The sequence below is a fragment of the Paenibacillus sp. CCS19 genome, from assembly GCF_033239625.1.
In the GTDB taxonomy this organism is placed as follows: domain Bacteria; phylum Bacillota; class Bacilli; order Paenibacillales; family Paenibacillaceae; genus Paenibacillus_T.
In genome coordinates this window covers 68,043-92,929 of sequence record NZ_BTCK01000023.1, presented here as the reverse complement: position 1 = coordinate 92,929, position 24,887 = coordinate 68,043, and the positions used below count along the sequence as shown (strand labels likewise).

Annotated in this window: 25 protein-coding genes; 5 read left to right on the top strand and 20 right to left on the bottom strand. The window is 55.1% G+C overall.

Annotation, left to right across the window (positions count from 1 at the left end; translation table 11 throughout):
- Positions 1–183: 183 nt before the first annotated feature.
- The 8 genes from modB to SBI19_RS16750 form a co-directional block, all read right to left on the bottom strand.
- The gene (modB, locus tag SBI19_RS16785; protein WP_317970198.1) at positions 184–849 is read right to left on the bottom strand and encodes a molybdate ABC transporter permease subunit; all 666 of its coding nucleotides are present in this window, start codon (positions 847–849) and stop codon (positions 184–186) included.
- A 90-nt stretch (positions 850–939) separates the two neighbouring features.
- Positions 940–1,749 (bottom strand): molybdate ABC transporter substrate-binding protein, encoded by an 810-nt coding sequence (gene modA, locus SBI19_RS16780; protein WP_317970196.1) that lies wholly within the window; start codon positions 1,747–1,749, stop codon positions 940–942.
- Between the two features lie 636 nt (positions 1,750–2,385).
- Entirely contained in the window at positions 2,386–2,871 is a 486-nt protein-coding gene (locus SBI19_RS16775; protein WP_317970194.1) for a threonine/serine exporter family protein, read from the bottom strand.
- 59 nt (positions 2,872–2,930) lie between these two features.
- On the bottom strand, positions 2,931–3,701 hold the full coding sequence (locus tag SBI19_RS16770) for a threonine/serine exporter family protein (RefSeq protein WP_317970192.1): 771 nt from the start codon (positions 3,699–3,701) through the stop codon (positions 2,931–2,933).
- Between the two features lie 27 nt (positions 3,702–3,728).
- A complete protein-coding gene (locus SBI19_RS16765; RefSeq protein WP_317970190.1) occupies positions 3,729–4,370 on the bottom strand; it encodes a TVP38/TMEM64 family protein in 642 nt (213 codons plus the stop codon).
- Positions 4,371–4,716: 346 nt separating this feature from the next.
- The gene (locus SBI19_RS16760; RefSeq protein ID WP_317970188.1) at positions 4,717–5,682 is read right to left on the bottom strand and encodes a hypothetical protein; all 966 of its coding nucleotides are present in this window, start codon (positions 5,680–5,682) and stop codon (positions 4,717–4,719) included.
- A gap of 61 nt (positions 5,683–5,743) precedes the next feature.
- A complete protein-coding gene (locus tag SBI19_RS16755) occupies positions 5,744–6,523 on the bottom strand; it encodes a YheC/YheD family protein (RefSeq protein ID WP_317970186.1) in 780 nt (259 codons plus the stop codon).
- 90 nt (positions 6,524–6,613) lie between these two features.
- Complete coding sequence (locus SBI19_RS16750; RefSeq protein ID WP_317970184.1) at positions 6,614–6,742, bottom strand: hypothetical protein; 129 nt, start codon at positions 6,740–6,742, stop codon at positions 6,614–6,616.
- An 87-nt stretch (positions 6,743–6,829) separates the two neighbouring features.
- On the opposite strand from SBI19_RS16750, the gene SBI19_RS16745 reads away from it, so the two are divergent.
- Both SBI19_RS16745 and SBI19_RS16740 read left to right on the top strand, forming a co-directional pair.
- Complete coding sequence (locus SBI19_RS16745) at positions 6,830–7,216, top strand: VOC family protein (protein ID WP_317970182.1); 387 nt, start codon at positions 6,830–6,832, stop codon at positions 7,214–7,216.
- Between the two features lie 124 nt (positions 7,217–7,340).
- Positions 7,341–7,775, top strand: coding sequence for a cupin domain-containing protein (locus tag SBI19_RS16740; RefSeq protein WP_317970180.1), 435 nt, complete (start codon positions 7,341–7,343; stop codon positions 7,773–7,775).
- A gap of 47 nt (positions 7,776–7,822) precedes the next feature.
- Here SBI19_RS16740 and pdxR read toward each other — a convergent pair whose 3' ends face one another.
- Positions 7,823–9,385, bottom strand: coding sequence for a MocR-like pyridoxine biosynthesis transcription factor PdxR (gene pdxR, locus SBI19_RS16735; RefSeq protein ID WP_317970178.1), 1,563 nt, complete (start codon positions 9,383–9,385; stop codon positions 7,823–7,825).
- Positions 9,386–9,503: 118 nt separating this feature from the next.
- On the opposite strand from pdxR, the gene SBI19_RS16730 reads away from it, so the two are divergent.
- Entirely contained in the window at positions 9,504–10,058 is a 555-nt protein-coding gene (locus SBI19_RS16730; RefSeq protein WP_317970176.1) for a pyridoxamine 5'-phosphate oxidase family protein, read from the top strand.
- A gap of 191 nt (positions 10,059–10,249) precedes the next feature.
- Positions 10,250–11,182 (top strand): ABC transporter substrate-binding protein, encoded by a 933-nt coding sequence (locus tag SBI19_RS16725; RefSeq protein ID WP_317970174.1) that lies wholly within the window; start codon positions 10,250–10,252, stop codon positions 11,180–11,182.
- 118 nt (positions 11,183–11,300) lie between these two features.
- Here SBI19_RS16725 and SBI19_RS16720 read toward each other — a convergent pair whose 3' ends face one another.
- From SBI19_RS16720 to SBI19_RS16670, 11 genes are all read right to left on the bottom strand, one after another.
- A complete protein-coding gene (locus SBI19_RS16720) occupies positions 11,301–11,588 on the bottom strand; it encodes an alpha/beta-type small acid-soluble spore protein (protein ID WP_317970172.1) in 288 nt (95 codons plus the stop codon).
- 377 nt (positions 11,589–11,965) lie between these two features.
- Complete coding sequence (locus tag SBI19_RS16715; RefSeq protein ID WP_317970170.1) at positions 11,966–12,706, bottom strand: DsbA family oxidoreductase; 741 nt, start codon at positions 12,704–12,706, stop codon at positions 11,966–11,968.
- Positions 12,707–12,834: 128 nt separating this feature from the next.
- The gene (locus tag SBI19_RS16710) at positions 12,835–13,548 is read right to left on the bottom strand and encodes an S-layer homology domain-containing protein (RefSeq protein ID WP_317970168.1); all 714 of its coding nucleotides are present in this window, start codon (positions 13,546–13,548) and stop codon (positions 12,835–12,837) included.
- Positions 13,549–13,627: 79 nt separating this feature from the next.
- Positions 13,628–15,376 (bottom strand): methyl-accepting chemotaxis protein, encoded by a 1,749-nt coding sequence (locus SBI19_RS16705; RefSeq protein WP_317970166.1) that lies wholly within the window; start codon positions 15,374–15,376, stop codon positions 13,628–13,630.
- Positions 15,377–15,495: 119 nt separating this feature from the next.
- The gene (locus SBI19_RS16700; RefSeq protein WP_317970164.1) at positions 15,496–16,365 is read right to left on the bottom strand and encodes a hypothetical protein; all 870 of its coding nucleotides are present in this window, start codon (positions 16,363–16,365) and stop codon (positions 15,496–15,498) included.
- Complete coding sequence (locus SBI19_RS16695) at positions 16,362–17,480, bottom strand: hypothetical protein (RefSeq protein ID WP_317970162.1); 1,119 nt, start codon at positions 17,478–17,480, stop codon at positions 16,362–16,364. Before SBI19_RS16695 ends, SBI19_RS16700 begins: the two co-directional genes overlap by 4 nt.
- 14 nt (positions 17,481–17,494) lie before the next feature.
- A complete protein-coding gene (locus SBI19_RS16690) occupies positions 17,495–18,496 on the bottom strand; it encodes a hypothetical protein (RefSeq protein WP_317970160.1) in 1,002 nt (333 codons plus the stop codon).
- Positions 18,483–19,097 carry a sigma-70 family RNA polymerase sigma factor gene (locus tag SBI19_RS16685; protein ID WP_317970158.1) on the bottom strand — a complete coding sequence of 205 codons (615 nt, stop codon included), beginning with the start codon at positions 19,095–19,097 and terminating at the stop codon, positions 18,483–18,485. The genes SBI19_RS16690 and SBI19_RS16685 overlap by 14 nt, the downstream gene beginning before the upstream one ends.
- 27 nt (positions 19,098–19,124) lie before the next feature.
- Entirely contained in the window at positions 19,125–19,640 is a 516-nt protein-coding gene (locus SBI19_RS16680; protein WP_317970156.1) for a hypothetical protein, read from the bottom strand.
- A 161-nt stretch (positions 19,641–19,801) separates the two neighbouring features.
- Positions 19,802–21,841: a molybdopterin-containing oxidoreductase family protein gene (locus SBI19_RS16675; protein ID WP_317970154.1), complete on the bottom strand. Its 2,040-nt coding sequence runs from the start codon at positions 21,839–21,841 to the stop codon at positions 19,802–19,804.
- Positions 21,842–21,970: 129 nt separating this feature from the next.
- A complete protein-coding gene (locus SBI19_RS16670) occupies positions 21,971–22,279 on the bottom strand; it encodes an MGMT family protein (RefSeq protein WP_317970152.1) in 309 nt (102 codons plus the stop codon).
- Between the two features lie 218 nt (positions 22,280–22,497).
- Between SBI19_RS16670 and SBI19_RS16665 the strand changes: the two genes are divergently transcribed.
- Positions 22,498–24,783, top strand: coding sequence for a GDYXXLXY domain-containing protein (locus SBI19_RS16665; protein ID WP_317970150.1), 2,286 nt, complete (start codon positions 22,498–22,500; stop codon positions 24,781–24,783).
- Positions 24,784–24,887: the final 104 nt, after the last annotated feature.

Sequence of the window (24,887 nt, the reverse complement as noted above, 5' to 3'; positions counted from 1 at the left end):
TAGAAGGCTCTTCAATTGTTCAAATTACAACGGAACACCTGCCGGCAACCTAATTGAGATGAATCCATTGCACGAAATGCAATAGCATGACGGGTACATCTACGACCATTCCCTTTATAAGATAACCAAGGCCGTTCCCAATGGCAGACGAATCTGCTTCTGGGAACGGCCTCTTGTTCATGTTCATGTATCTTTCGAGATCCGGTTGGACAGCAGCAGCATGATGAATGACATCAGAATCATCGAGCCTGACCATGCCCACGCCATCTTCATGCTTCCACCGTCGGAGGCTGCGTAGATCGCCGTCGGAATCGTCTGCGTCCGGCCGGGAAGGTTGCCCGCAACCATGAGCGTTGCACCAAACTCGCCGAGTCCGCGGCAAAAAGCGAGCAAGTAAGCGGATGTCAGCGAGCGGCTCGCGAGCGGCATTGTGATATAACGAAATACCTGCCACTCATTCGCGCCGTTCGCCCGAGCGGAATCCTCTAAATCCCGGTCGACACCCTCGAAGCCTGTCTTCATCTGGAGATAGGCAAGCGGGAATGCCACGACGACTGCCGCAATCGCGGCGGCCCCCCATGTGAACAGAATCGGGCCGCCCGAGATCGCCTCATACGCTTGGCCGATCCAGCTGCGGCGTCCGAGCAGGACAAGCAGCACCAGCCCTACAACGGTAGGGGGCAGCACGAGCGGCAGCAGCAGAATCGTCTCTAGGATGCTCCGACCGAAGAAACGAGCCCTTGCCATCCACCGAGCCGCCGCCAGCGCACAGACGAATATAATTACGCTGGCAACTAGCGATATTTGAATCGAGAGCCCGATCGGCTCGAAGAAGGTTGACCATTCCACGCCACTCCACCTCCCCCATCTAAGGCCGGCCCATGATCACGAAGCTCGGTGCTGATTAGCCTCTATGTCTACCACGTTGAGTCCATTTCATTAGCCAAGCTTAAAACCGTACTTCACGAAGATTGCGTCCGCCTTATCCGACTGCAGGTACGAATAGAATTCCTTCGCTTCAGCGGCGTGCTTCGTTTCCTTCACCACGCCTGCCGGATACACAATGGCCGTATGCAGATCTGATGCGATAGGGAGGGCAATCCGCAATTGTTTGGACGTAAGCGCATCTGTTCGGTACACGAAGCCTGCATCTACGTTGCCCGTCTCCACATACGTCAGCACCTGACGGACGTCCTTGGCATAAACGAATTTATCCTCGAGCGTATCCCACATTTGAAGCGAGGTTAATGTTTCTTTCGCATACTGTCCGGCCGGCACTGATTCTGGCTGGCCAATCGCGATTTTCTTGATCGATTTATTCGTCAGCTGTTTCACGGTATTGAACGTAAGCTCCGCGTCCGACGGCACAACCATCACGAGCTCATTCTTCAGCAGCGTCTTGTGATCGCTGATCAGCTTCGCTTTCACAAGCGCATCCATCTGCTTCTGACCCGCTGAAAAGAACACATCCGCCGGGGCTCCCTGCTCAATCTGCTTCTGAAGCGTGCCGGAAGATCCATAGTTGAACGTCAGATTAATGTCTTTATGATCATGCTCATACAGCTTCTCAATCTCATCGAGACTATCCTTCAAGCTCGCAGCTGCGGAGATGATTAACTCCGTCTTTCCAATAGCTGCCCCGGCCTGCCGGTCTGTTGCGAATCGCGATGAAACCACCCATGTGATGATTAATGTGAGAGCAAGCAGCAATGCAAATCCGATTACAAAACGTTTCTTCGGTTTGAACATGCCTCTCTCCTCCAAACGTATCTCTATATGTGCTCAAAGCCGATTTTAGCATAAACTAGTTATATTTAGATATATCTAGTTATATCTAAACAGAGTGATCCCCTTCTATTTTCTACAAAATGTCTAAACCGTTCATGCACGCCACACGCTTCATCCGTATAAGTTAAAACCTTAGCCTGCAGCTTTTTAACAGCAGAGTGACCCGCCTCCATGCACTATTCCTATTCATTCAGCAGCTAACGAACCAGGATAGCGCTATACGGCCATTTCCGGGTAACTTTCTTCGGTAACGAACCCCTCCATCTCTATTCCCAATATTGAGAGCAGCGAATGACCTGTCGGCATCGAATAGAGTCGATATGGTTCGTTAGAGGTCACTCGTTGGTTAATGAACGAAATAGAGCCTCTGTGGTTCGTTAGCCCAACAATAGAAACAGGAAAAGTAAGCCTTGGCATCCGAGTCATCCTAAATGGCAAGCAGGAGGTGCGCCGAAGATATGACATATCCGGCTATGCAGGAAAGGAGTCGAACGAGCCAAAAAATGTGCGAGAGGCGTTCGTGCGTTCGTAAAAAAACAACTTACAACAAAGCCCCCAGCATCAGCCCTTTATAAGGGCTGTGCTGAGGGCTTGTTTTTATTGCTCCGGCTGCGATTGGTCTGCATGCGGCTTCGATGGCAGCAGCAGCCGATTCACAACCTCCGAGAGGACGAGGCCGATGGCGATCGCCCCGGACATCATGAACGCCTTCGCAGCCAATGGCAGCGACTCGTCGTACCGGTTCTCGACGACGCTGCGCATCGCGTCATACGCGACGCCGCCCGGGACGAGCGGTATGATGCCGGCGACGCTGAAGACGATGACCGGGATCCGGTACGTGCGGGCGAACAGCTGCGCCGCGACCGTGACGACCAGCGCCGCAATGAGCGTCGACGGGACGGCATCCAGCCAGCGATCCAGCAGGACGTAAGCGACCCAGCCAACCATGCCCGTTACGCCGCATGGCAGCAGCGTCTGCTTCGGCACTTGGAACAACACGCCGAACGCCGCGGCCGCGATAAAGCTTGCGACGGCTTGTCCAATCAGCGGCAGCGCTTCTTCCGCGTAAGTCATCATCGTCATGCCTAGCCCTCCTCCTCTTCATTGCTCGCCAGCATCCAACTGCAGCCAATCAAATACGTTCAGGCTCCGAAGTACATCGACAACACGAACGCAATGCCCGTCCCGATCGCGAACGCCGTTAAGAACGCCTCCGCCCCTTTGGACAACCCCGAAACGAGATGACCTGCCATAAGGTCTCGCACCGCATTCGTCAGAAGCAAGCCGGGAACGAGCGGCATGACCGCCCCGATGATGATTCGGTCAAGCTCATGCCCTATTCCTAGGCTTACGAACAAACAAGCTAGCGCGCCGACCACAACCGCCGCCGTCAGCTCGGCGAACAGCTTCGCCGGCACGAAGCGATGGAACAGCAAGAGCGCCGTGAAGCCTGCCCCTCCGGCAATGGCGGAAGGCACAATGTCGGCGGCGGTGCCTTGGAACATCAACAGGAAGCAGCCGCTGGATAACGTAGCCGCCGCTATCTGCAGCAGCGGACGGTACACCGGCGGCTTGCTGTCAATGTCCTTCAGCAGCGCGCATGCCTCGGGCGGCGTCAGCTCGCCGCGGCTGATCCGCCGGGACACGTCGTTGACGAGTGTCACCTTGCGCAGATCAGTCGAACGCTCATTAATTCGAATGAGCCGCGTCCCCGGCGCCCCGCCGTCAATCGCGAACAGGATGCCGGTCGGCGTCACGTAGCTGTGCGAATTCTCTTTGCCGTAGGCGGCGGCGATTCGCATCATCGTATCTTCGACACGGTACGTCTCGCCGCCGTTTTGCATCATGATTTTGCCTGCCAGCAGGCAGACCTCGGTCACATGTTCCCACGAATGTCGATCGTCTCCACTCATCGCCGCACCTCCCAGCCTGTACATTTTTTACTTCGCCTCTGCCTCGCCTTGTATCTCTACAACGTTCTCCTCCGCGCTCCGCATATAACGAGCCTCTACTCGTTTCATAATGACCAGCGACAACGCAATCAACAGCGCAATATAGATCAGCAGCTCCGGATTCCGATAATAGCGGGCAACGTCATGTCCGACGAGCGACACCGCAAACACCATAATGCCCTTGCCCGCTGCGACAGCAATCAGGAACGATCGAAATCGCATCCGAGCAAGCGCGGCCGCTACGTTGACGACAACGAACGGTCCCACGGGAAAAATGCTAAGGATGAACACGTAGCTAAACGCATTGCGCCGCACCCAACGCAATCCGTTCTGCACCTTCCTCCTCTGCGCGTATCGCTGCAGAAACGGGTGATCCGCAATCCGCCGAACGATCAGGAAGGTGACAAGGCAGCCGGCCACAAGGCCGAGCCATGAGTAGAGGAATCCAAGCCACAAGCCGTATACCGCTGCATTCACCCCGACGATGACAAGCGTCGGCAGCGGCGGCACGAATGATTTCATAAACGTCAGCGCCACGCCTGGCAGCGGCCCTAGCGACCGATACTGCTCAAGCAGGTCAAGCAAATGTTTCTCTTCCGTCCAATAAGCAATCCAATCCGTCATCGACATGTTATCGCAACCTACTTTCCCGATCAGCCATCCATCATCTATATGTACGAGCCTAGCTTAACCTGCTAATTTACCTATTAAAAGGTTGTTCAAAAAATCCGCTTTTGACCACATAAGAATCAATAAGTTTTCGAGCGTCTCGAAAGAACAGATTCTTATTGGCGATAAAACCTACCTCATGCTTACGAAGCTGCTTTGCTCCTCAAAGCTGTAGGTCGCTCATCTTCGAAAGGCCTCGATAGAGGTTTTCTCATCACGAAGTATCGCAAGATGGTTATACGCGTCAGGTGCAAAAAACCACCCGCACTTTTTTGAGCACGCATTGTTATGTAAAGCTTAAACCCAGCTACACCAGCTCCGCGCAGCGTCGGAACGCCGATGCCGCCAGTTCCCGTTCCTTCATCAGCCGCACACGATGCTCCTCATCTTCGCTAGCAGCAAGCTTCCGCTCGATCTCCTGCAGCTGCCAGAACGAGAACACTGCGGAGAATAGACTATATTCGCGCATGAACGCAGCCTGTTCAGCCGGTACAATCCCTTCTCCTGCCTGCTGCCAATATGCCGTAAGCAGTCGATCCCATGCAGCATCCTCAATCAGATGAGGAACAGTCGACGAGGGCATATCGAGCAGATGATAAAGGTCCCAATACGGGCTGTTGCGGTGGAGATGCGCCCAGTTCGTTACGACGAGCGTCCCTGCCGCAGATCGGCCATAGCTGCCCGCATGCAGATCGCCGTGCGACAGCACATACTTAATGACCGGCGGCTGCTGCTTCGCTTGATCATAGACGCGCTTCACCAGCCCTGCTTCCACTCCGAACAACCGTTCATCCTCATCAGGCCGCCAGCTCCAACCCAGCGCCATAATGAGCTCCGCCGCAAGTTCCTCATAGTCAGGCCTTGGCCCCCGCTCGCCGTCAAGCTTCAGCCCCGTCGCTTTGATCGCATGCCAGCGTGCCATATGGCCAATTAATTCTACTGCAAGCTGCTCGTCATATCGATGATCGATCGCACAGACATCCTCATAGATGAGCGACGACACGCTTCCGTCTTCCGCAATCACACTGGCGAGCAGGCGAGGATAAACCGAAGGCAGCAGCGGAAGCACTTCCGCATACAGCCCCGCTTCACGAGCTGCCAACGCTGCGTTCGGCGTCGTCTTGCGGACGACGCTCATTCCTTGCTCTTGGAGCACGAGCCGCTCCACAACGACGCCGCTGTCCTCTCTGCCGAGCAGGTCTCGCCGCACGATCGCGTCCTCGCGAATGGATCCGTCCGCCGCGAGAACGCTGCTAATGTTCATTTCATTCATGGCTACCCGCACCTATTCCGTTAGAATAGCCCTATTGTAGCACAGCATGCCAATCGGTTGTCTATTGCGCGTCATGCCTGCCATAAGCACGCGCGTATGACATCATCCGCTGATAAGCAGCCGGATCCAACTTCCTAAGCGGATGAAATTGCGGATGGTTCGAGTTCACTTCGAGCACCCACAGCCTACCGTCCCGGTCAAAAGCAAAATCGATGCCCATTTCGCGCATGCCCTGCTTTTTGCCGCTGAGCCATTGTGCCGTCTCCAGCGCCTTCGTCGTCAGCTGCTCCGTCAGCATTCGGCTCTTCTCCGCATCATAGCCCTTCTCGCGCAGCAGCCGCTCCAGCGTCCAGATCTGTCCGCCTTGATAATAGTTCGTCACGATGCTCCCGCTGCCGCCGATCTTCGCCATGAACCCGGTGCACGTCCACGGGCCGCCAGGCCGCCGCTGCACCATGGCGCGAATATCGTACGGTTGATCGTCGACATGGTCGATCAAGACCGCTTCCTGAATCAGCATGCGTCCCTTGCTATGTCCGCGCAGCAGGCGGTAGGCTTCTCTTGCGTCCTTCGCTTCGCGTTTGATCTGCCGGCGCCACTGCGTGGAATACAGCACAAACCCGTTCGCCGTGCGAACGAGCTTATGTATGCCGATGCCCATCGACCCGATATCAGGCTTCACATAGATTGCATCATGCGCCTCCGTCATCGCGGCTAGATTAGCCGGCGTCAGCAGCATACTGTGCGGCACGGCCGCTCGCAGCGTCTCATTCCCCGTCAAATAGCGGCATACGCGCAGTTTGCCCCAGATAGCAGCACTTTTGTAACGTTTGGTGTACATTCTGCTCACCCCGTCCTACCTTATGCACCTCCCTGCCTGTCAGCTTGTGCGAATCTCGCCGGCCAGAAGCATATTCCGCATAAGACACGGTCATTGCTCAGGCTCAGGATTAGACTCCGTCTCCTCAGACTTCGTACAGCCCGCCGCAATTGCAGCAACGAGGAGCGCTGACGCAAGACCGGCCATTTGAATCCGCCTGCGCCTTTTTCTTCCCGCCATGAAACTCCTCCTCACAAGGGAAAACATCCCAGATGTCGAATATAGAATCCAGTTATAACAACATTTCATCGCAAAGGAAGGTTGCCCATGATCGAAACATCATTGCAAATCGAACGCATCTATCAAGTCTCCATCCCTGTGCAGGATATCGAGAAAGCGGTTACATTTTATAATGAAACATTAGAGCTTCCCCTACTGTTCAAGCAGTCCAATATGGCAATCGTCCTATGCGGCGGCATGCAGCTGCTCCTCAGCGTACCAGAGTCTCCCGAATTCAATCATCCCAGCTCCACCGTTTATTTCTATGTGCCGGACATTGAGGCCGCTTGGAGTAAACTGGGGGCAAGAGGTGCCGAGCTCCGTGGAAAACCGCATAAAGTCGCAGAGATGAACGGAGTTCAGACTTGGATGGCGTTCTTCTACGATCCGGAAGGCAACTTGCATGCACTTACGAGTGAGATTCGCCAAGGCTAGCCTGCAGCCGTTTGCTGCATACCCGAAGGCCGTATTGGTAAATATACGGCGGTGTTAGGTGGAATACGACTGAACGAACCTACGATATTTTACGAATCTCAACGTACCAAGTGAGGTGTATCGCATGACGCAAATACCGGGTCAATCCCATTATCTCGCCTCGCTGGCAGCCGGCGGACTGCTGTTCCCAAGCGGCGCGCAGCTTGCAATGGCGGAGTGGGAAGCGCCAGGAACGCCACCTGGTGAAGTGCCGATGTGGATGGCACCGCTGCACCTGCATCATCACGATGACGAAGCATGGTATGTGCTGCATGGGCAGCTCAGCGTTCGAGTCGGGGACGAGGTCGTTACGGCTGGACCAGGCGAAGCCGTCATCGTCCCACATGGGACGCCGCATACGTTCTGGAACCCCTCCTCCGAGACGACCCGCTATCTTATTATTATGCAAGGGCAGATTCATCCGCTCATTGAAGCCATTCACCGTGCGGAGCGGCGCGATCGCGAATCCATGCAGGAGCTATTCCGTCAGTATGGGTCCGAGTTGCTAGATAGGTTGTAAAAAGAGGGCGAACGCCACGATCACACGTGCGTCCGCCCTCTTGCTCATTAGCCAAACCAACACGAAGCGAGCCGCCTGACCGCTTCATCGATCGTGCGCTCCTGCAGACCGCCGAATCCGAGCATAAGGAGCGACTCCGGACAAGCCGATCGATCCCCCCATTGGTCTGCGGGCGAATAGACGCGAATGCCTGCCGCCTCGGCAAGCGCGATCAACTCGTTGCGGCGTCTTTCGTGGACGTCGAGCAGCAGATGCAGCCCCGCCTTCTGCCCGATAATGGTTACACGATCCCCCATATGCGCCTGTAACGAATGAATGAGCTGCCGATGCTTCGCCTGATACAGCCTGCGCATGCGCCGAACATGCCGTTCCATATGACCCTCCTGCATAAAATGCCGCACTGCCCGCTGCAGCAGCGGCGATACCGGCGAGCTATAACGGGCAAGCCTCTCGCGCATGGTCGGTCCGGCAAACGCCTCCGGCAGGACGACGTAACTCATCCGTATGCCCGGAAGGAACGACTTGGACAGCGTGCCGAGATAGATGACGCGTCCTTCCCGATCAAGCGCCTGCAGCGCCGGAATCGGCTGACCCTGGTAGCGGAACTCGCTGTCGTAATCGTCCTCGAGAATATAAGCGCCGCATTCCGACGCCCATTGGAGCAGCTGTTGGCGGTTATGAACGGTCAGCACGCCGCCCAGCGGGAATTGATGCGATGGCGTCACGTAGACGGCGGAAATGTCTGTGTCATGCGACGCCAGTACCGACACCGAAATACCATCCGCTTCTACTGGAATGGGGAGCAGCTTGCATCCATGATCGATAAGCACCGTCCGCACGCCGTGATAGCCCGGCTCCTCCATCGCAACCGTACGTCCCGCAAGCGGCAGCAGACGGCAGAGCAGCGACAGCGCCTGCTGCGTTCCCGCCGTCATCACAATCTGCTCCGGCGTACAATGTACGCCCCTTGACTGCGCCAGATAGCGGGCGATCTCTGCCCGCAGCCCTTCATCGCCTTGCGGATTACCGTACCCGAACACCTCATGCAGATCATAATCGAGCGCGTTCTGCATCGCGGTACGCCAAGCCTTGATCGGGAATCGCTCCACCTCGATATCGCCGTATTGAAAATCGAAGTCGATGCAGCGCGGTACGCCAGCCGCCTGCGCTGACAACGACGCTGCTGGATCGGCGGAAGCCGCACCGTCTGCGATTGCTGCGTTCGGGCGCACCAAGACATCGGACGACGGCTGCGTCCGATGCTTAGCAGCCACGGCCGGCCTTGCTTCCGGCGCCTCCGCATTCCCAGCAGCTCCAGCTGCTCCAGCTGCTCCGCCAGGTTGCACATCGGCCTGCGGAGCTCGTTCCACCGACAGCGCGCGCAGCCCGCTGCGCGCCCGGCTTTCCACGTAGCCTTCCGCAATCAGCTGCTGATACGCGGCCTCCACCGTTATTTTGCTAATATGCAGATGCAAACTAAGCGCCCGAATCGACGGCAGCCGCTCGCCAACCTCAATCGTCCCGTTCTCCATTCGGCTCCGGATATGTCGATACAGCTGCATGTACAGCGGCTCGTCGCTTGCCCGGTCCAGCATTGGCGTCAATTCCATCCTTATGCAGCCCCTCATCTGACCCTATAAGATTATCGAATTCTGTCCATTTCCATATGGTCAATCGTTATCTATTATGGATTTTAACATATTTCCAATTCGAAAGGGGCTGCCCGCTATGTATTCTTCGATGCGTCTGAAGCTGCGCGAGTGTAAGGACGAGACGGCCATTCAACAATTTCTGGAGCGTGCGGAGACCGGATTTCTAGGCTTGTCCGCAGACGATAGCCCGTACGTTGTTCCGCTTAATTTTGTATGGCATGAGAAAGCTGTTTATTTTCACGGAGCATCCGAAGGTCGGAAAGCGGACTATATGCGCCGGAATGGACAGGGCTGTTTCACGGTGAGCCAGTCGTACGGCACGTTGACTTCCCCTGTTCCTGCCCATATCGATACTGCCTACATGAGCGTTATGCTATTCGGCCGCCTATCGACTGTTGATACGCTCGAGGAATCGACAGCTGTCATGCAGGCGATGATCGATAAGTACATGCCAGGCTTCTACAATCAGCCGCTGGCCGCGTCGCACCTCGACAAGTATCGTTCTTCGCTCGGAAGCCGCACGGTCATCTACAAGCTGACGGTAGAATCGATATCGGCCAAATCGAATGCAGTTCAAGAGGAGCTGTTGTTCCGCCCTGGCATGACGCTGCAAGGTCACAAGGCGAAGTAAACGCATGAGTAAGTCTGTTATGTGGTAAGTTGCACCAACCCTCTGATTCCTGTCCGTTTTGACAGCTTATCACCTTGACATTGAGATTCATTCTCATTTATGATGATGCATAGTGATTTGACCGATAACGGTATATCCGAACGCGATTGACGCGAATATAGGACTAAATGGACATCAGGGGGAACTACTCAATGACGAAGCAAAGCAAACTCGGTATTGTGCTCATGAGCATCATGATTCTGGCCATGTTCTTGTCGGCTTGCGGCAGCAGCGATAAGAAAGAGGAAGGAAAGGTCGTAACGGACGCGATGGGCCACGAAGTGACGATCCCCGCGAACCCGCAGAAGGTGCTCGCTTCCTACCTCGAAGACCATCTTGCTACGCTCGGCGTAAAGCCAGTTGCACAGTGGTCGGTCGCGAACGGCATTCAAGATTACTTGCAAGCGAGCGGCCTCGAAGGCGTACCGACGATCGGCTACGATCTGCCGGTTGAGCAAGTGATCAGCTTCTCGCCAGACCTGATCATCATCGGTTCGGAGTCGTCCGTTCAGAACGGTCTGTACGATCAATATGCGAAGATCGCTCCAACGTACGTACTCGGCGACGCCGTTACGAACGACTGGCGTGCAGCGCTGACGAAGATCGGCGAACTGCTGAACAAGTCGGATGATGTGACGAAAGCGCTCGAAGCCTACGACGCGAAGGCCACAGACGTGAAAGCGAAGCTGGAAGCATCCGCGCCAGGTCAATCCGCAGCGGCGCTGTGGTTCGTTGCGAACACGTTCTACATCGTCGACGAGACGAAGGCAAGCGGCAGCATTCTGTACAACGAGCTGGGCGTTAAGATCCCTAACGTTGTAGCGGACCTCCCTGCCGATCAGAAAGCGAACTGGAACAAAATCTCGCTCGAGAAGCTCGCCGAGTTGGACGCCGATCACATCTTCCTCGTGAACAGCGACGCGGCAGGATCGGAAGCGGTGAAGAACGACGCGATCTGGAAGAACCTCAAAGCGGTGAAAGCCGGGAATGTACACGAACTGCCTGCATCGAGCAGCTGGCTGTACAGCGGCAACATCGCAGGTCTGCAGATCATGGATGACGTCCTCAAGTACATGGTGAAATAATATTGGTATTAAAAAAAGCAGCATCGTCCGATAACGGCGATGCTGCTTTTGCGTTTAGCATGGCATTCGGCGCGGGACGGCATAGCCGCCGCCCGACCCTCACCTATGCAGCCTTGTCTCACTTATTCGACTCGTCCGATAAACGTTGCTGCGCCAGTCGAATCATCTCGCGCACCATCGAACCGCCGATTTTGCCGCCGACGCGGCCGGCATCCTCGGTCGTCAGATTACCGTTGTCGCCATGCTGCAGCGGCACGCCAAGCGACTGCGCCACTTCGAACTTCACGTCATCCGGCCTGTTCGGATCGACCGCGTAACCTTCCTGCCGCATCACATCCGCCTTGAATGCATCCATTCCCTGCCGCGCCCCGGGCACGAGCAGTCGATTGCGATTTCTTCTTCCCATCCTGCATACCTCCTCATCGCTGTAAAATCGCTCTCCTTGCTACCTTGTCCAAGCGGCGGCGATTTCATGTGTGAAGGCTGGCGGTAGTCGAACGCACACTCGGTCAACCAAACCTGCAGTTGATACATGCTTTTCGAGCGTCCGGGAGTCAATCGAGCAATAAACCTGCATTTCCTGCATGCTTATCAGGCGCTGAACCCGGTTTCGCCGATTTCACATGTAAATACCTGCATCAAATGCAAGCTTGCCTCGGATGAGTCAACGCCGAGCTCAAAGGATAACTAATTTGCAGGTTTGAGCACCTCTTTGAGCTGACAAACAAAACAAAGAGCCGCCCCAATGATGCCAGGGCGGCTCCTCTACCGACTTGCCTATAACTACTTCGTCTTCGCGTCTGCGTTCACATCAGCCGTATCGATCGCGCAGCCATCGTCCGTGCATACGCCAGCGTCACCGCTGACTGCGTTCACGAGTTTCGCTGGGTTAGCGTCTTCCCAAGCCTGATTCAACGCTTGCAGGAACGTCTCTGGCGACTGCGCGCCGGAAATCGCGTATTTGCGATTGATGACGTAGAACGGCACGCCGCGAATGCCGAGATCGTTCGCTTCAGACTCCTCATCGCGCACCGCTTCGGTGAACCGTCCGGAATCGAGCGCTTCCGCCGCTTCCTCGCGGTCAAGCCCTACTTCCGCTGCCAGATCGAGCAGCGTATCGCGGTCGCCCAGATGCTTCGAATCGGTAAAGTAAGCGCGGAGCAGCACCTCTGTCATCTCGTTGCGCTTGTTATGATGCGCAGCGAAGTGGGACAGACGGTGTGCGTCGAACGTATTGGTGAGCACGAGCGTATCGAAGTTGAACTGGAGGCCAACCGATGCAGCCTGCTGACCCAGATTCTCATTCATTTGAACCGCCTGCTCACGCGACATGCCGTACTTCGTCGCCAGCATGTCATGCACATCATGTCCATAATCCTTCTTCGCGCTTGGATCCAGCTCGAAGCTGCGATAGTGAATATCGATATGATTCTTGTGTTCGAACTTCTCTAGTGCCGCCTCCAGCCGACGTTTGCCGACATAGCAGAAAGGGCACGCGAAATCCGACCATACTTCGATTTGCATTACCGTCTCACTCCTTCGTATCTAAGGCTGTCCGATACGAGGAGTTATGCCGCGCTGCGCCTGAAGCGAAACCGTTAGATGATTCCGCTCCCCGCGCCGCGCGATGACAGCACTCGTACGGTGCCTGCTTATTTAATTTCAACCGCAGCTGCGCTGTCATCGGCTGGTTCTTCGGCAACTGGCTCTTCAATAACCGGCTCTTGATGCGCTTCTACGAACTTAACTGCATTGTACACCAGTACAGCCGCATCTGCACGCGTTACGACCGCTTGCGGATCGAAATTGCCGTCTTGGTCGAGCTCAGCGAGCTTATACAGCAATGCGCGTTGGATCGTACCTTGGTACTCCGTCGTAATGTCGGCTTCGTCGGTAATGTTGATGTACATTTTGATCAGCGGATAGTTGCCGGTCTTCTCGAGTCCTTGCACCAGCAGGTGCACGAATTGCTCGCGCGTCATCGGCGCCTTCGGATCGATATCTTCAGCGAGATCGAGACCGTTCGCTTTCGCGTTAATGAAATCGTTCGCGTACCAAGCATCGTCGCTGACGTTCTTGAACCAACCGGACGCCGTCGGTGCCTCGATGAAACTAATCGCAGCCAAGCTCAGATTCATGCTGCGAGCGATGAGCGTAACGCCTTGCGCTGCTGTCAGCGAATCCGCTGGACGGAATTCAGACGCCGTCACGCCGTTAATAATGCCTTGCGATTGGAGCGATTCGATCTGCGTCTTCGCAGCATGGCTGCTAATATCGGTGAATGGAGCGGAAGCCAGTGCTTGACCTGCGAATGGAACCATCAGAGCCATCGCCAAAACCGCGCTAATCATTTTCTTCTTCATCATTCATTTCTCCTTCGTCCATGTCATTCGTAAGCTTACAACACCACAGACGAATCACACGCGACAAATGTTGCCACTAACGTCACACTTTATACGATTGTGCCATTTGACGCAGCCGAAGCGCAACACTGCTCAGCTCCTCTGCTGATGCAGTCGTCTCCTCCATCGCCGCCAACTGCTCCTCGCTCGCAGCCGCTACACGGCTCGCGCCTTGCGCCGAGCTGACCGCGATCTCATTGACCGCAGCCGCCGCCGACGTTACCTGCTCGGAGCTTGCAGCCATTTGCTCGGCAGCGGCTGCGACGCCTTGAATTTTGTCCGCGACATCCTCTGCGCTTGCAATAATGCTGCGGAACGCTTCACCCGCGCTGCGGAACGCATCCATACCTGCGCCCGCTTCCAGCAATCCGCTGTTCATCCACTTCACCGAATGCTCGGTATCGACTTTCACCTGCTCAACGAGAAGCGCAATATGCTCGGCTGTCTGCGTCGACTTCTCGGCAAGCTTGCGCACTTCGCCGGCAACGACCGCGAAGCCTCGGCCATGTTCGCCCGCTCTTGCCGCTTCAATTGCTGCGTTCAGCGCAAGCAGGTTCGTCTGACTGGACAGCTCGCGAATGAGAGCAGCCATCTCCACAATATCGTAGGAGCGCTGCGCGAGCTGATCGACATGCTCGCTTGCTTGGCCCAATGTATGATGAACGCGGCCTACGCTTTCCACCGCCTGCTTGATCGACTCGCCGCCAACCTGGGCTTCGCGCGCCGCACCACCTGCAGCTTCCGATACTTCAGACGAAGTGGCTGCGATCAATTGCACGCCTCTGGCCACCTCATCCATTGCCCGCTCCGTCTCGTCCGCACGTATCAGTTGGTCGCTCGCGCCGCTCGCTACCTGTTGAATCGTTGCTGCAACCAATTCCGCCCGCTGTGAAGCCTCTCTCGAACCAGCCTGCAGCTGCTCCGAGGCTGAAGATACAACACCGGAAGCCTGCTGCATGCCGCTGAGCAGCGTCCGCATCCGCTCGGTCATGACGTTGAGCGATACAACCAGCTCGCCGATCTCATCCTGATTGCGAACCTTCAGCGCCTGCTGTGTCAAATCCCCCTGCGCCACCTGCCGAAGCGCTTCCGATACAGCTCTAACAGGGCCAGACAGGTTGCGCGTAATGATGATGAGCAGCGCAATGCCGATCAAGCATGCGATAATGCCGCTGGCGAGCAGCAAATCCGATGCATGCTTGGTAGCCGTGCCGGCTTCAGCTGACTTGGCCAACGCACCTTCAATGCCTGCCTGAAGCAGCTTATCGGTCTGCTCCGTTACTTGAGCCATTGCGGTATTCGCTTGCTGAAGCAGCGCTTCAACCTCCGCCTCATGCCCTTCCGAGCCTTGCTTCAAGCTGATTGTCGATGCTAAGGTAACGAACTGCTCATGCAGCGACTTGTAATTCGTCCAAGCCTTCTCCACTTGATCCGCTGCTTGGGTCAGCTCGGTATCAGCGGCCGAATCGAGCGTCTCGCGATAGCGCGCTAGATTGTCTGTCGCCTGCTGAAAAGCTTTCTCCGATTCCGCATCATACTCGCTAATGACGGATGCGTCCGAATCTGCAAGCAGCTTCAAATCCGTTGCTGCCGCATGCTCCGTCCAATAACTAAGCTGCGAAGCCATAACGCTTCTGAGCATCCATTTATCCGTAATTTCTACCGTTGTGCGCTGCATAATGTTCATCTGTCCCACGCTAACGCCGATTACGCCTATCAGCATTAATATCATCGCTGCGAATACCAGCGTCATTTTGGCTCTTACGGTTCTAAAGCCTCTCCGTTTGTTCATCTCGCTCGTCCCCCTGGATGTCGGAATGTCTCATCTCAATGGGACAAGCTTACATTGGAAAGTTGAACCTATCCTGAATATGGAATTAACGCTTGCTTAAAACAAGAAAGTGCAGCCTATTAAGGCTGCACTTCAACATCGAAAGGTAGCGTGAGAACTTCCCCGTTGTACTGAAATTGTCCCCAAATGCGATATTTGCCGGCAGCAGGAAACGCCGTGTGGAACATGACGTTCGAGCCGTTGCTCATCTCGGTCACCGCGTGTACATGAACGTACTGATCGGCTTCCTCGTTCAAAATGACAGAATGACCTGCTGTTCCAAGATACGGTTCCAGTTGAAGCGGCTCGCCTGTCTTCGCGTCAGCCAGATGGTATTCGATCATGACCATCTGTCCTGCACGGAGCGAGCCCAGATCGGGCATGATGGATACGCTGGCGGTTATACCACCCAATGTCTGAACCATCCCTTGACCTGGTTGAAGCCGCTTCTCCGCCGATTCCTTGCCCGTTACGCTCACCCACTGCTTCGTTACCGTAATTGGCTGGTCGTCGGGCACAAACTCCTCAATAAGCAAGTACTCCCCGCCAGCGGGAAAATCCGCCGTTGTCTCGAAGCTGCCATCCCCCCTGTATTCCGGGTGCAGATGCTGGAATATCGACAGGTCACGATTAACGATGATGAGGTGCATCAGCTTCGTCATGTCCTCGGTGAACTTCGAGACGGGCTGTCCCGATGGATCAAGCACACGGAGAGATAATGCATTGCTGCCATCGAGAAGCCGATCCGTCCCGTCGATGGCTGCGACTTGCACCTGATAGGCGTTATCCGATACGTTCGCCATGCTGCTCTGCTGAAGATAATGAAGGATGCCGCTTGTGGGCGGTTCAATATCGACGTTGCTCATCGAAGTTGAGCAGCCGCTGCTAAGCAGAATGACTGGCAGCATAACCGCGGATAGCAGCAATTTGCGCAATTTCAGGTGCTTCATGCGCCTTCCTGCCTGCTCTCAGGCTGGCGGGGAGGAAATGCGAGCAGACTAAGCGCCAGCGAGGCAAGCGCAGCGCTGACGATTGCGCCTGTCCATACTTCAATCTCCCAGCCAATGCCGTCCGTTGCCTTCAGCCAGCAGAAATATAACGTCCACAGCACGGCAGGCACGAGAAGAGCAAAGACGCGCATCGCCCACAGTCTGTTCGTTTCATTCGGCTTCAGCCAGCGGTAAGCCAGATCGCCAACTAGTCCTGCAGCGAAAGCGAACGCGATCGATACCGCATTCTCGAATCCGTCGAGCGCGTTCATGAGCACGGTAACGAATGTGAACAGCACGGTGACGGTGCCCAGCGGCAGACGCCATCTGCGGATCAGGAGCAGCAGCGGGATCATGTATTGCATCGTGTTCAACAGCAGGTAGGACAGGCCGCGCATCTCATTCATCTGTTGAATATGGCCGGAGTAGAATTTGGTTAAATACCAGTCTGTTACCGGCTGCGACGCCAGATTGTAACGGAACATCCATGCATACATAAGGAAGAAGCTAACGGCGGAAAGCGTCAGCGCAACGGACAGCAATGGGGGCGCGAACGTCCGCCAGCCCGGCGCGTCTTGTTGCTCATTCCATGCCGAACGGAAGGGGCTCGACAGAATCATTAGTGCGCCGATGAGCAGCATGAGGTGAGACGGACTGAGAAGCGCTGCGACATCCTCCTCAATGCCGTAGATAATATGCCACGCCATATCGCATAGCCCGCCCGTCAGGAATACAGCCGCTCCAACGAGGCCAAGTCCATAACCGCTCGGAATGGAGAGCCGCCAGGACAAACCCGTTATCCGCTTCGTTCGGTAGACAAGATAGCTCATCCAGAGCGCGCATACAAGAAACCCTGAGTACAGAATCGCATGCCAGGGTGTGAAGAACGTCTCGACAACCCCATGGTTATGCGCATATCCGTCGATAAAAACACCGCAAATGAGCCATGTGCCGAACAGAATGGTCAAATAATGATACCCGACTGCGAGCTTGAATGACGTACCTGACTGATAGGCCTTGGTGTGCAGCTGTTCCTGCACCTGTCTGAACGTCGAATTCGTCTGTGAGGATGCCAATTCCGATCTCCCCCTTATTCGCTCATACTTGCCGCAATGGCGAGCAGTTGCTCCTTGGTCACCGCTGCGGATGCACTGCCTACATTGTAAATTATTGTAACATCATCATGCGTCTCCAACCATTGAATCGTCTGATATTGGTTCGTTTCGCTCAGAATAAACGGCTCCGAGCGCAGGTACACGCCTTTGCCTCCGTTCACCTCAACCGACTGTTCCGCTCCGCTGGCAATAAGCCGCATCTCGACTTGTTCCATCGCGAGCTGGAGGCTTACATCAATCCGATTGCCATGCCCATCGGTGTAGAACGCGGTATAGGAGCGAATCAGCGGATCGGACTCCTGCTTCGCCGGACGAATACGCCATGCCAGTCGACTCGTTCCGCTGGCCTGCTTCTTCATCTCCTGCAGCATTGTCATGTCGCTGCTCGTCAAGTCGGGACCGTAAACCCCTTCCCGCTTGCCGCCGGCGAACGTAAGCCTAGTATCCGGGGATTGCTCGGGAGGTAGTTTGTAACCTGTGCCCACCTCCTGCTCCAGGACGTTCTTCCATGCATCATGCCCTTGGATCATGATCGGATTGGACACCGTGATATACGGCATCTCGCTCATCTCTGGTATCAGCTTGCCAATGTTCGGGGAATAGACGAGTGCCGCTTCTCCAGCGGCAAGCTGACCGCGCACCTGCTCCAGCTCCGAATGCAGCTCACTCAGCATCGAGGCATCCAATGCGCGATCAATGCCCTCGCTGTATTGGATATTGACCCGATCGTCCCCGATTCGAATCCACATATAGTCGGCGAAGCCGGATACAAGCGCCAGTACGGTAAGTCCGATGGCGATCTTCATGAAGAGCGGACGCGTCCAAGTGTGCCGCCGTGATTGTACGATTGTACGCCGTTGTTGTCGCGCAGAATGATGCGCAAACTGAGCCAGCAGCTTGGAATCCGGCTCCAGCTGCGGATTCATCGATTCGGCCTGCTGCTCGTACGCCTGCTTTAACCGCTCAGGAATGGACACGATGACCCGCCCCCTCTCCGATGTTGGATGCCGCCGCTGCAGGAGTCGCATCGTTCTGCTCCATGAGCCGTCGCAGCTTGACAAGTGCTGCATTGTGACGCGATTTGACTGTTCCAACCGGAATGTCCAGCACGTCGGCCATTTCCTCGTACGTATGGTCTTGATAATAACGAAGCACAACAATTTGCCGCAGCTTCATGGATAATCGCCCGACATGCTGCAGCAGCTCGCTGCTGCTCTCCGCTTTGAGCAGCCCGTCTCCAGGCTGAACGTGCGGCGGTTCAACTTTGGATAATGTGCGGCTGCGGTCGGCCAGCCTCATTCGCCGCCATAACCTCCGCCTCCAATTGCTGGTCTGACGTGCAATAATGCCATTAAGCCATGGGCGAAAAGGCTGCTCGGGTTTATAGCTCGGCAGCGCTTGGAACAGGGCGATGTACACTTCGTTCACAATGTCGCTGACATCATCTTTATGACCTGCCATGAACGATACGGTGCGATACACATGCGGGTGAATGCGTGCATAGACCTCGCGAAATGCTTCGGTATCGCCTTCCATCATCCGTTCAAGCCAAGGCTGCAACTCCATTTCGTGGATCACGCCTACCTCCGGTTAACGGTTTATCTCTTATTTGAATAAAGAGAACCGCGATACGATAATCGTTGAGATTTGACCATTCTGAATAACGAATTCAAGCGCTCGTTCCAGCTTCTTGTCGATATAACCGATGATATCCATGTTGTTCTGCGTCCGTTTATAGAAATCCTTTCCATACGCGTTGGCAATTTCGCTGGCGGGTCCCCCGGCCTTGATGCCTTTAGCCGTTTCCTGCCCTGGCATGAGGACATAAACCTCAACGCTGTCCCGTATGAGCGAATATTGATAATCCGCATACTCCAGCACGACATTGTCACCTGCCTGCTTCATTCGTCGGTTAGGCTCGCCTCGGTCCTTCTTAATTTCCGCCTCCGATTTGCCCCATTCCGCCCACTGCGGGTTTTCCTGACTAAGATCGATTCCCTCGACTTTATCTTTGTAATCCAGCGGTGTAGTCGACTTTTCCTTGCCGCAAGCAGCCAACATGAGCGTCATGCCGACCAGCAGCGCCAAGAACAGTCTGTACCGTTGTTGCTGTCTACTCATCTCCGAACTCTCCCTATCTCTTATAGTTAATGGTGATTTCAAGGTTTATTGGTCGGATACTGGGAAAAAGTTCGGTCGGAGGATAAAAAAATTGTTCGTGCTGACGCATACCAAAAAACCGAGCAGACATTATCGTCTGCTCGGCCTTACTCCACAAGCTATTAAGCTCGCGCCACGTTCACGCGGCCCGAGAAGAAGGTTGCGCCGCCGCCCATGTCGGCTGGACGGTCCGGCGTCAACGCGTTGACGTTGTGCTTCGAGCCCGGCTGGTCCGCCCACAGCCCTTGGCTGACCACAACGCCGCGCAGCACCGTCTCCCCGACGGAAACGGTCAACTCGCATTCGCCGCGGTCATTCCAGATTCGCACGTTGTCGCCGTCCGCAATGCCCGAGGCTTCCGCATCAGCCGTATGCATGAACAGCTTCGGCAGCTTCTCCATCCGTACATGCTTCGCATTGTTCGAGAACGTCGTGTTCAAGAAGTTGTGATTCGGCGCCGGTATGAACAAGTATGGATAGTCGCCGTCATGCACGAGCGGCACATAGGTTGGCAGCGGCGGATAGCCGTCCGCCTCCATCGCCGCTGAATACAGCTCGATTTTCCCGCTAGGCGTAGGTAAATTCCGAATAAAGTCCGACGTTACGGCCGCCTTCACGAACTGGTGCCGCTCCAGCTTCTCGTAATCAATGCTCGACAAATACGGATTCGCCGGAAAATCAAGCGCCTGCGCAATCATCTCCGCTTCCGTATCCTTGAACATCTCGTCTTCATAGCCCATCCCTTCCGCAAGCAGTCGGAAGATGTCCACATTCGACTTGCTCTCGAAGAACGGCTCGATGACCGGTTGCTGCAAATGCGCATAATGATGCCAGTATGACGTGTACAAGTCCGTGTTCTCATAGGAAGAAGTAGACGGCAGGACGATATCCGCATACTTCGCCGTCTCCGTCAGGAACAGATCGTGCACGACGAGGAACAAATCCTCCCGCTCAAGTCCAGCTCTCACTTTATTGCCTTCCGGTGCCACGAGCGCCGGGTTGCAGCTGTAGACGAACATCGACCTGATCGGCGGGTCCAGCTCCAGCAGAGCGCTGCCGATCTGATTCATATTAATGAGACGCGCATCCGGGTTCTTCCGCACATCGGGACGCTGAAGCGCAGTCGTGTTGAATTTCAAGAAGCCGCTGTTGCCCTTCATCGCGCCGCCTCCTGGCACCAACCATTGTCCTGTCAGCGCAGGCAGGCAGACGATGGTCCGAATGTTCATGCCGCCGTTATCGTGATGCTGCAAGCCGTTGCCGATGCGGACCAGCGATGGCGAAGTCGTCCCGTACATCCGCGCCAGCTTCACAATGTCGCCCTCCGGCACGCCCGTTATCGCGGATACCGTTGCCGGATCGTAGGCACGGACATGCTCGCGCAGCTCCTCATGCCCGATCGTATACTCGGAGAGGAACTGTTCATCCGTCAGCCCTTCTGCGAACAGCACATGCATCAAACCAAGGGCCAGCGCGCTGTCCGTACCGGGCAGAATCGGAATGAACCAATCCGCCCATCGGCCCGTCTGATTCTGGTGAACGTCGATCACGACGATCTTCGCGCCATTCTTGCGCGCTTTCTCCGCCAGTACGACCTGATGCATATTCGTGCTGACCGCGTTAATGCCCCACATGAGGAACAGCTTCGTATGCACCGTTTCCTCCGGGTCCGTTCCATAGCTGCCGCCCATCGTATACGAATAACCGACGCCGCCCGCTACCGAGCAGATCGTCTGATCGAGCCGGCTTGACCCTAACCGATTGAAAAACCGCCGGTCCATGCCTTCCACGTTCAACCGTCCCATGTTGCCATAGAAGCTGTAAGGCAGAATGCTCTCCGGTCCATGCTCCGCAACGAGCGCCTTCCACTTGGAAGTGATCGTCTCGATCGCTTCTTCCCAGCTGATGCGTTCAAACTTGCCTTCACCCTTGGCGCCAACCCGCTTCATCGGATGGCGCAGCCGGTTCGCATCATACAGCCGCTCGCCCATATTGCGCACCTTGTTGCAAATGCTGCCCTGCGTCACCGGATGGTTCGGGTCGCCCTCCACCTTCACGATAACGCCGTCTTTCTTATGAAGAAGCAGGCCGCATTGATCAGGGCAATCCAAAGAGCAGACTGCCGGCACGATCCCGTCCCGCTGATTGATATAAGCATTCATGCCGTCATAAGCCTCCTTATTCCAACAGTTATACCGCTAGTCCAACTATCATCTCATAGGGCATGAAACGCGGCAATGATCCAAAATCCCACAGCTTCCCCATCCACACTTACTGTCTAGCCCCATGCATTACTCCGGCCAATACCGATACTCTTCCAGGTCAATGCGACCTTCCAGACCGATATGGACGCCCTCCTGCCGAAGCAGAAAAGCTTGCGTATCCTTCCCTTCGAAATCCTTGATCGCGATTTCTCCACGCGCATTAACGACGCGGTGCCAAGGCAGACCCTGACTGGCACTCATCGCATGCAAGATCCGAACGACCTGTCTCGCCCCTCTCGGACTGCCTGCCAGCCCCGCAATTTGACCGTAGGTCATTACTTGCCCCTCGGGAATCCCTTTGATTATCGCAACCGCCCGCAGCGTGAAAGGCTCCATGATCCCTCGTCCTCGCTTCCCATCCTAACGTTAACTCTATCGTAGCACAGGCTGTATCGCTCTGTCTGTCCACCTATCCGCAGCTGCTGTCTGCCGATCTGTCGTCCGCCAAATCACCGGTACTATCCAAATCTGGTACTAGGAGAGCGGTAATTCGATCATTATAATGAGGCTAGACCAATATTAGTGCGACATCTACCAGGAAGGAATGTGAAGCAATGCTTCGACTCGGCACAGTGAGGACTGGTTTCATACTTGGCGTCTCGACGATTCTCGCCGCCATCATCTACTTCTTCGCTGCCAACTGGGGCGGCATGGAGCGCATCAGCCGCACGGTGCTGGCCGGAGCGCTTGTGGTTGTCCTATATGGTGCTTCTTATGGTTTCTCCCGTATCCAAGCGATGCGCAGTCATCATCTGTTCCTGTCCGCTGTATTGCTGCTGGGCGGATGCGTTGCCTTCGGTGCATCGGTCGCGCTGTTAGGCCAGATCTACAATTCACATGCAGACAGCTACGGATTGTTCCTAATCTGGACGATTGCTGCTCTTCTGCTTAGCCTAATTACGCACTATCGTCCGTTATATGTACTCGCCTATATTTTGAGCCATATCACCATATGGATGTACTTCTATCCGACCGATCTATCGATCCAATACAGCGAAGGCAAGATGTTGTTCATCTGGTCGCTGTTCGCATTGCTCAACCATGCGCTGCTCCTGCTGACGGAGAAGAAGCGGCTCCAATCAGCCCCGATCCGTCTGCTGAGCTTCCTGGTAGGCCAACTGTCCTTGATCTGGATGTCCAATTCACTCGTATTCAACGATTACGGCATCTTAATGAACATCGTATCGATCGCTGCCATTGCTGCTTCGATCTACTATTACATGCGCATTCAACTAGACAAAATCTATCTGACGCTCAGCGCGCTCCTAGCTTCAGCCTTCGCTGTGCTCAAGTTCATCGAACTGCTTGTCGAATTCGCTTCGGTCGCTTTCTTCTTCTATGGCTTGTTGTTCGTCGCGGCGCTGCTCGCCGGCAATATTTTATTCTTCCGTCGAGTGAACAAGCTGGACATTCCGCATGAGGCAGACGACCACTCGCAAGCAGCCTCGACGCCAAGTGCACAGGAGACGCAGCCGCTCCTGCCGCCAAGTAAGAACGTTCATCGGCAGCGCGGTCACCTGACTGCCGTTATCGTATCCACTGCGATAACGAGCCTTGCTGCAATCATTGGGAGCGCCTCTATATTCGGCCTTGTGCTGATGCTGACGGATAACTCCGATCCATGGTACACCCTATATACGATTGGTCTGCTGCTCATTGTGCCGATGCTCGTTTATTCGCGCGCCGAAGCCACCGTCCGCTATACGCTTCTGACTGTCGGCTTCGTCACGGGCACGATCGCGATTGCTTTCATCGGCTCCTTCCTGACAGATGGATCGTTCCTTATCCTATCAGCCGCCGGTCTGGCGCTGCTTAAGCGGCCAATCCCGCGTTACAGCTTGTATGCGATGCTAAATTTGCACACCTATATTACGTTATACCAACTATTCGATCCGCAGGACTGGTCGATGGCCGGCTTGATATTGATCCTGCTCGCAATCAATCTAATTGTTTACATGTGGATGCAGCGTGATGCCGAGCCTTCAATGTCATGGTTGCCGCCGATCCAAGCGGCCAGTTTCTTCTTCACGCTGTTCTATCTGCTCTGCCTGACATTCTTTGATGACATATTCCCTCATTCGTACGCCTTGTTCAACATCGTGAACATGGCAGCTGTTACACTGTGGCTGTTCTGGCTCATCCGAAAGCATCGAGAAGTCGAAGCGGTTATCTGCGCGATATTCTGGTTCGTCTTCGTCAGCTTCAAATATTATGATCTGCTCTGGTCGCTGCTGCACAAGTCGGTGACGCTTGGACTGCTGGGCATCATCATGCTGGCATTGACCTACTGGTATGCGCGGCGATTAAACGCGAAGTCCGCGATGCAAGCTTCTATCGATACGACATCCTATTGGGGTACACGATCGCTGCTGCTTATTATCGCAATCGCCCTTCAACTTGGCTTCTTGAGCTATCAAGCCATTTCAAGCGAACATCTGCTGCGTACAGGAACGCCGATCAAGCTGGCGATCGCGCCAATCGACCCTCGTTCGATGCTGCAAGGCGACTATGTCACCGTTTCTTATACGATTTCAACGCCAGCCCAATTCGCTCAGATAGAGCGTCAGGATGGTAATACTCGTAAAGTGAAAGTAGTGCTTAAACCCGATGCTAATGGCGTGTACCAGTTCAACCGCTTGTATAAGAAAGAAGAAGCACTCGGCCCTAATGAAGTAATCATTAACGGCCGTTGGAACGGTTGGGGGACGGTCCATTACGGCATCGAAACGTATTTCGTCCCAGAGGGAACGGGGGCAGAGGTGCAACAAGAAGCGCGCTTCGCCTATGTACGCGTCAGCAGCTCAGGCAATGCAATGTTGGAGCGACTGTCCGATCAATAGCAAACCGGATCATGAACAAACCGAAACTTCACCGACAAGGCAAACAGCCTCCATCCCAAAGGATGCGGGACAGAGGCTGTGTGAGGTGCCTGCGGATTGACCAA

Excerpts from the sequence above, each read along its gene's own strand:
- SBI19_RS16700 (WP_317970164.1), bottom strand. The coding sequence starts at position 16,365 with ATGAAGCACCTGAAATTGCGCAAATTGCTGCTATCCGCGGTTATGCTG.
- SBI19_RS16705 (WP_317970166.1), bottom strand. The coding sequence starts at position 15,376 with ATGAACAAACGGAGAGGCTTTAGAACCGTAAGAGCCAAAATGACGCTG.
- SBI19_RS16765 (WP_317970190.1), bottom strand. The coding sequence starts at position 4,370 with ATGTCGATGACGGATTGGATTGCTTATTGGACGGAAGAGAAACATTTG.
- SBI19_RS16730 (WP_317970176.1), top strand. The coding sequence starts at position 9,504 with ATGTATTCTTCGATGCGTCTGAAGCTGCGCGAGTGTAAGGACGAGACG.
- SBI19_RS16675 (WP_317970154.1), bottom strand. The coding sequence starts at position 21,841 with ATGAATGCTTATATCAATCAGCGGGACGGGATCGTGCCGGCAGTCTGC.
- SBI19_RS16770 (WP_317970192.1), bottom strand. The coding sequence starts at position 3,701 with ATGAGTGGAGACGATCGACATTCGTGGGAACATGTGACCGAGGTCTGC.
- SBI19_RS16715 (WP_317970170.1), bottom strand. The coding sequence starts at position 12,706 with ATGCAAATCGAAGTATGGTCGGATTTCGCGTGCCCTTTCTGCTATGTC.
- SBI19_RS16670 (WP_317970152.1), bottom strand. The coding sequence starts at position 22,279 with ATGGAGCCTTTCACGCTGCGGGCGGTTGCGATAATCAAAGGGATTCCC.
- pdxR (WP_317970178.1), bottom strand. The coding sequence starts at position 9,385 with ATGGAATTGACGCCAATGCTGGACCGGGCAAGCGACGAGCCGCTGTAC.
- SBI19_RS16720 (WP_317970172.1), bottom strand. The coding sequence starts at position 11,588 with ATGGGAAGAAGAAATCGCAATCGACTGCTCGTGCCCGGGGCGCGGCAG.
- SBI19_RS16755 (WP_317970186.1), bottom strand. The coding sequence starts at position 6,523 with ATGTACACCAAACGTTACAAAAGTGCTGCTATCTGGGGCAAACTGCGC.
- SBI19_RS16680 (WP_317970156.1), bottom strand. The coding sequence starts at position 19,640 with ATGAGTAGACAGCAACAACGGTACAGACTGTTCTTGGCGCTGCTGGTC.
- SBI19_RS16725 (WP_317970174.1), top strand. The coding sequence starts at position 10,250 with ATGACGAAGCAAAGCAAACTCGGTATTGTGCTCATGAGCATCATGATT.
- SBI19_RS16775 (WP_317970194.1), bottom strand. The coding sequence starts at position 2,871 with ATGACGATGATGACTTACGCGGAAGAAGCGCTGCCGCTGATTGGACAA.
- SBI19_RS16710 (WP_317970168.1), bottom strand. The coding sequence starts at position 13,548 with ATGATGAAGAAGAAAATGATTAGCGCGGTTTTGGCGATGGCTCTGATG.
- SBI19_RS16665 (WP_317970150.1), top strand. The coding sequence starts at position 22,498 with ATGCTTCGACTCGGCACAGTGAGGACTGGTTTCATACTTGGCGTCTCG.
- SBI19_RS16740 (WP_317970180.1), top strand. The coding sequence starts at position 7,341 with ATGACGCAAATACCGGGTCAATCCCATTATCTCGCCTCGCTGGCAGCC.
- modA (WP_317970196.1), bottom strand. The coding sequence starts at position 1,749 with ATGTTCAAACCGAAGAAACGTTTTGTAATCGGATTTGCATTGCTGCTT.
- SBI19_RS16760 (WP_317970188.1), bottom strand. The coding sequence starts at position 5,682 with ATGAATGAAATGAACATTAGCAGCGTTCTCGCGGCGGACGGATCCATT.
- SBI19_RS16745 (WP_317970182.1), top strand. The coding sequence starts at position 6,830 with ATGATCGAAACATCATTGCAAATCGAACGCATCTATCAAGTCTCCATC.
- SBI19_RS16750 (WP_317970184.1), bottom strand. The coding sequence starts at position 6,742 with ATGGCGGGAAGAAAAAGGCGCAGGCGGATTCAAATGGCCGGTCTTGCG.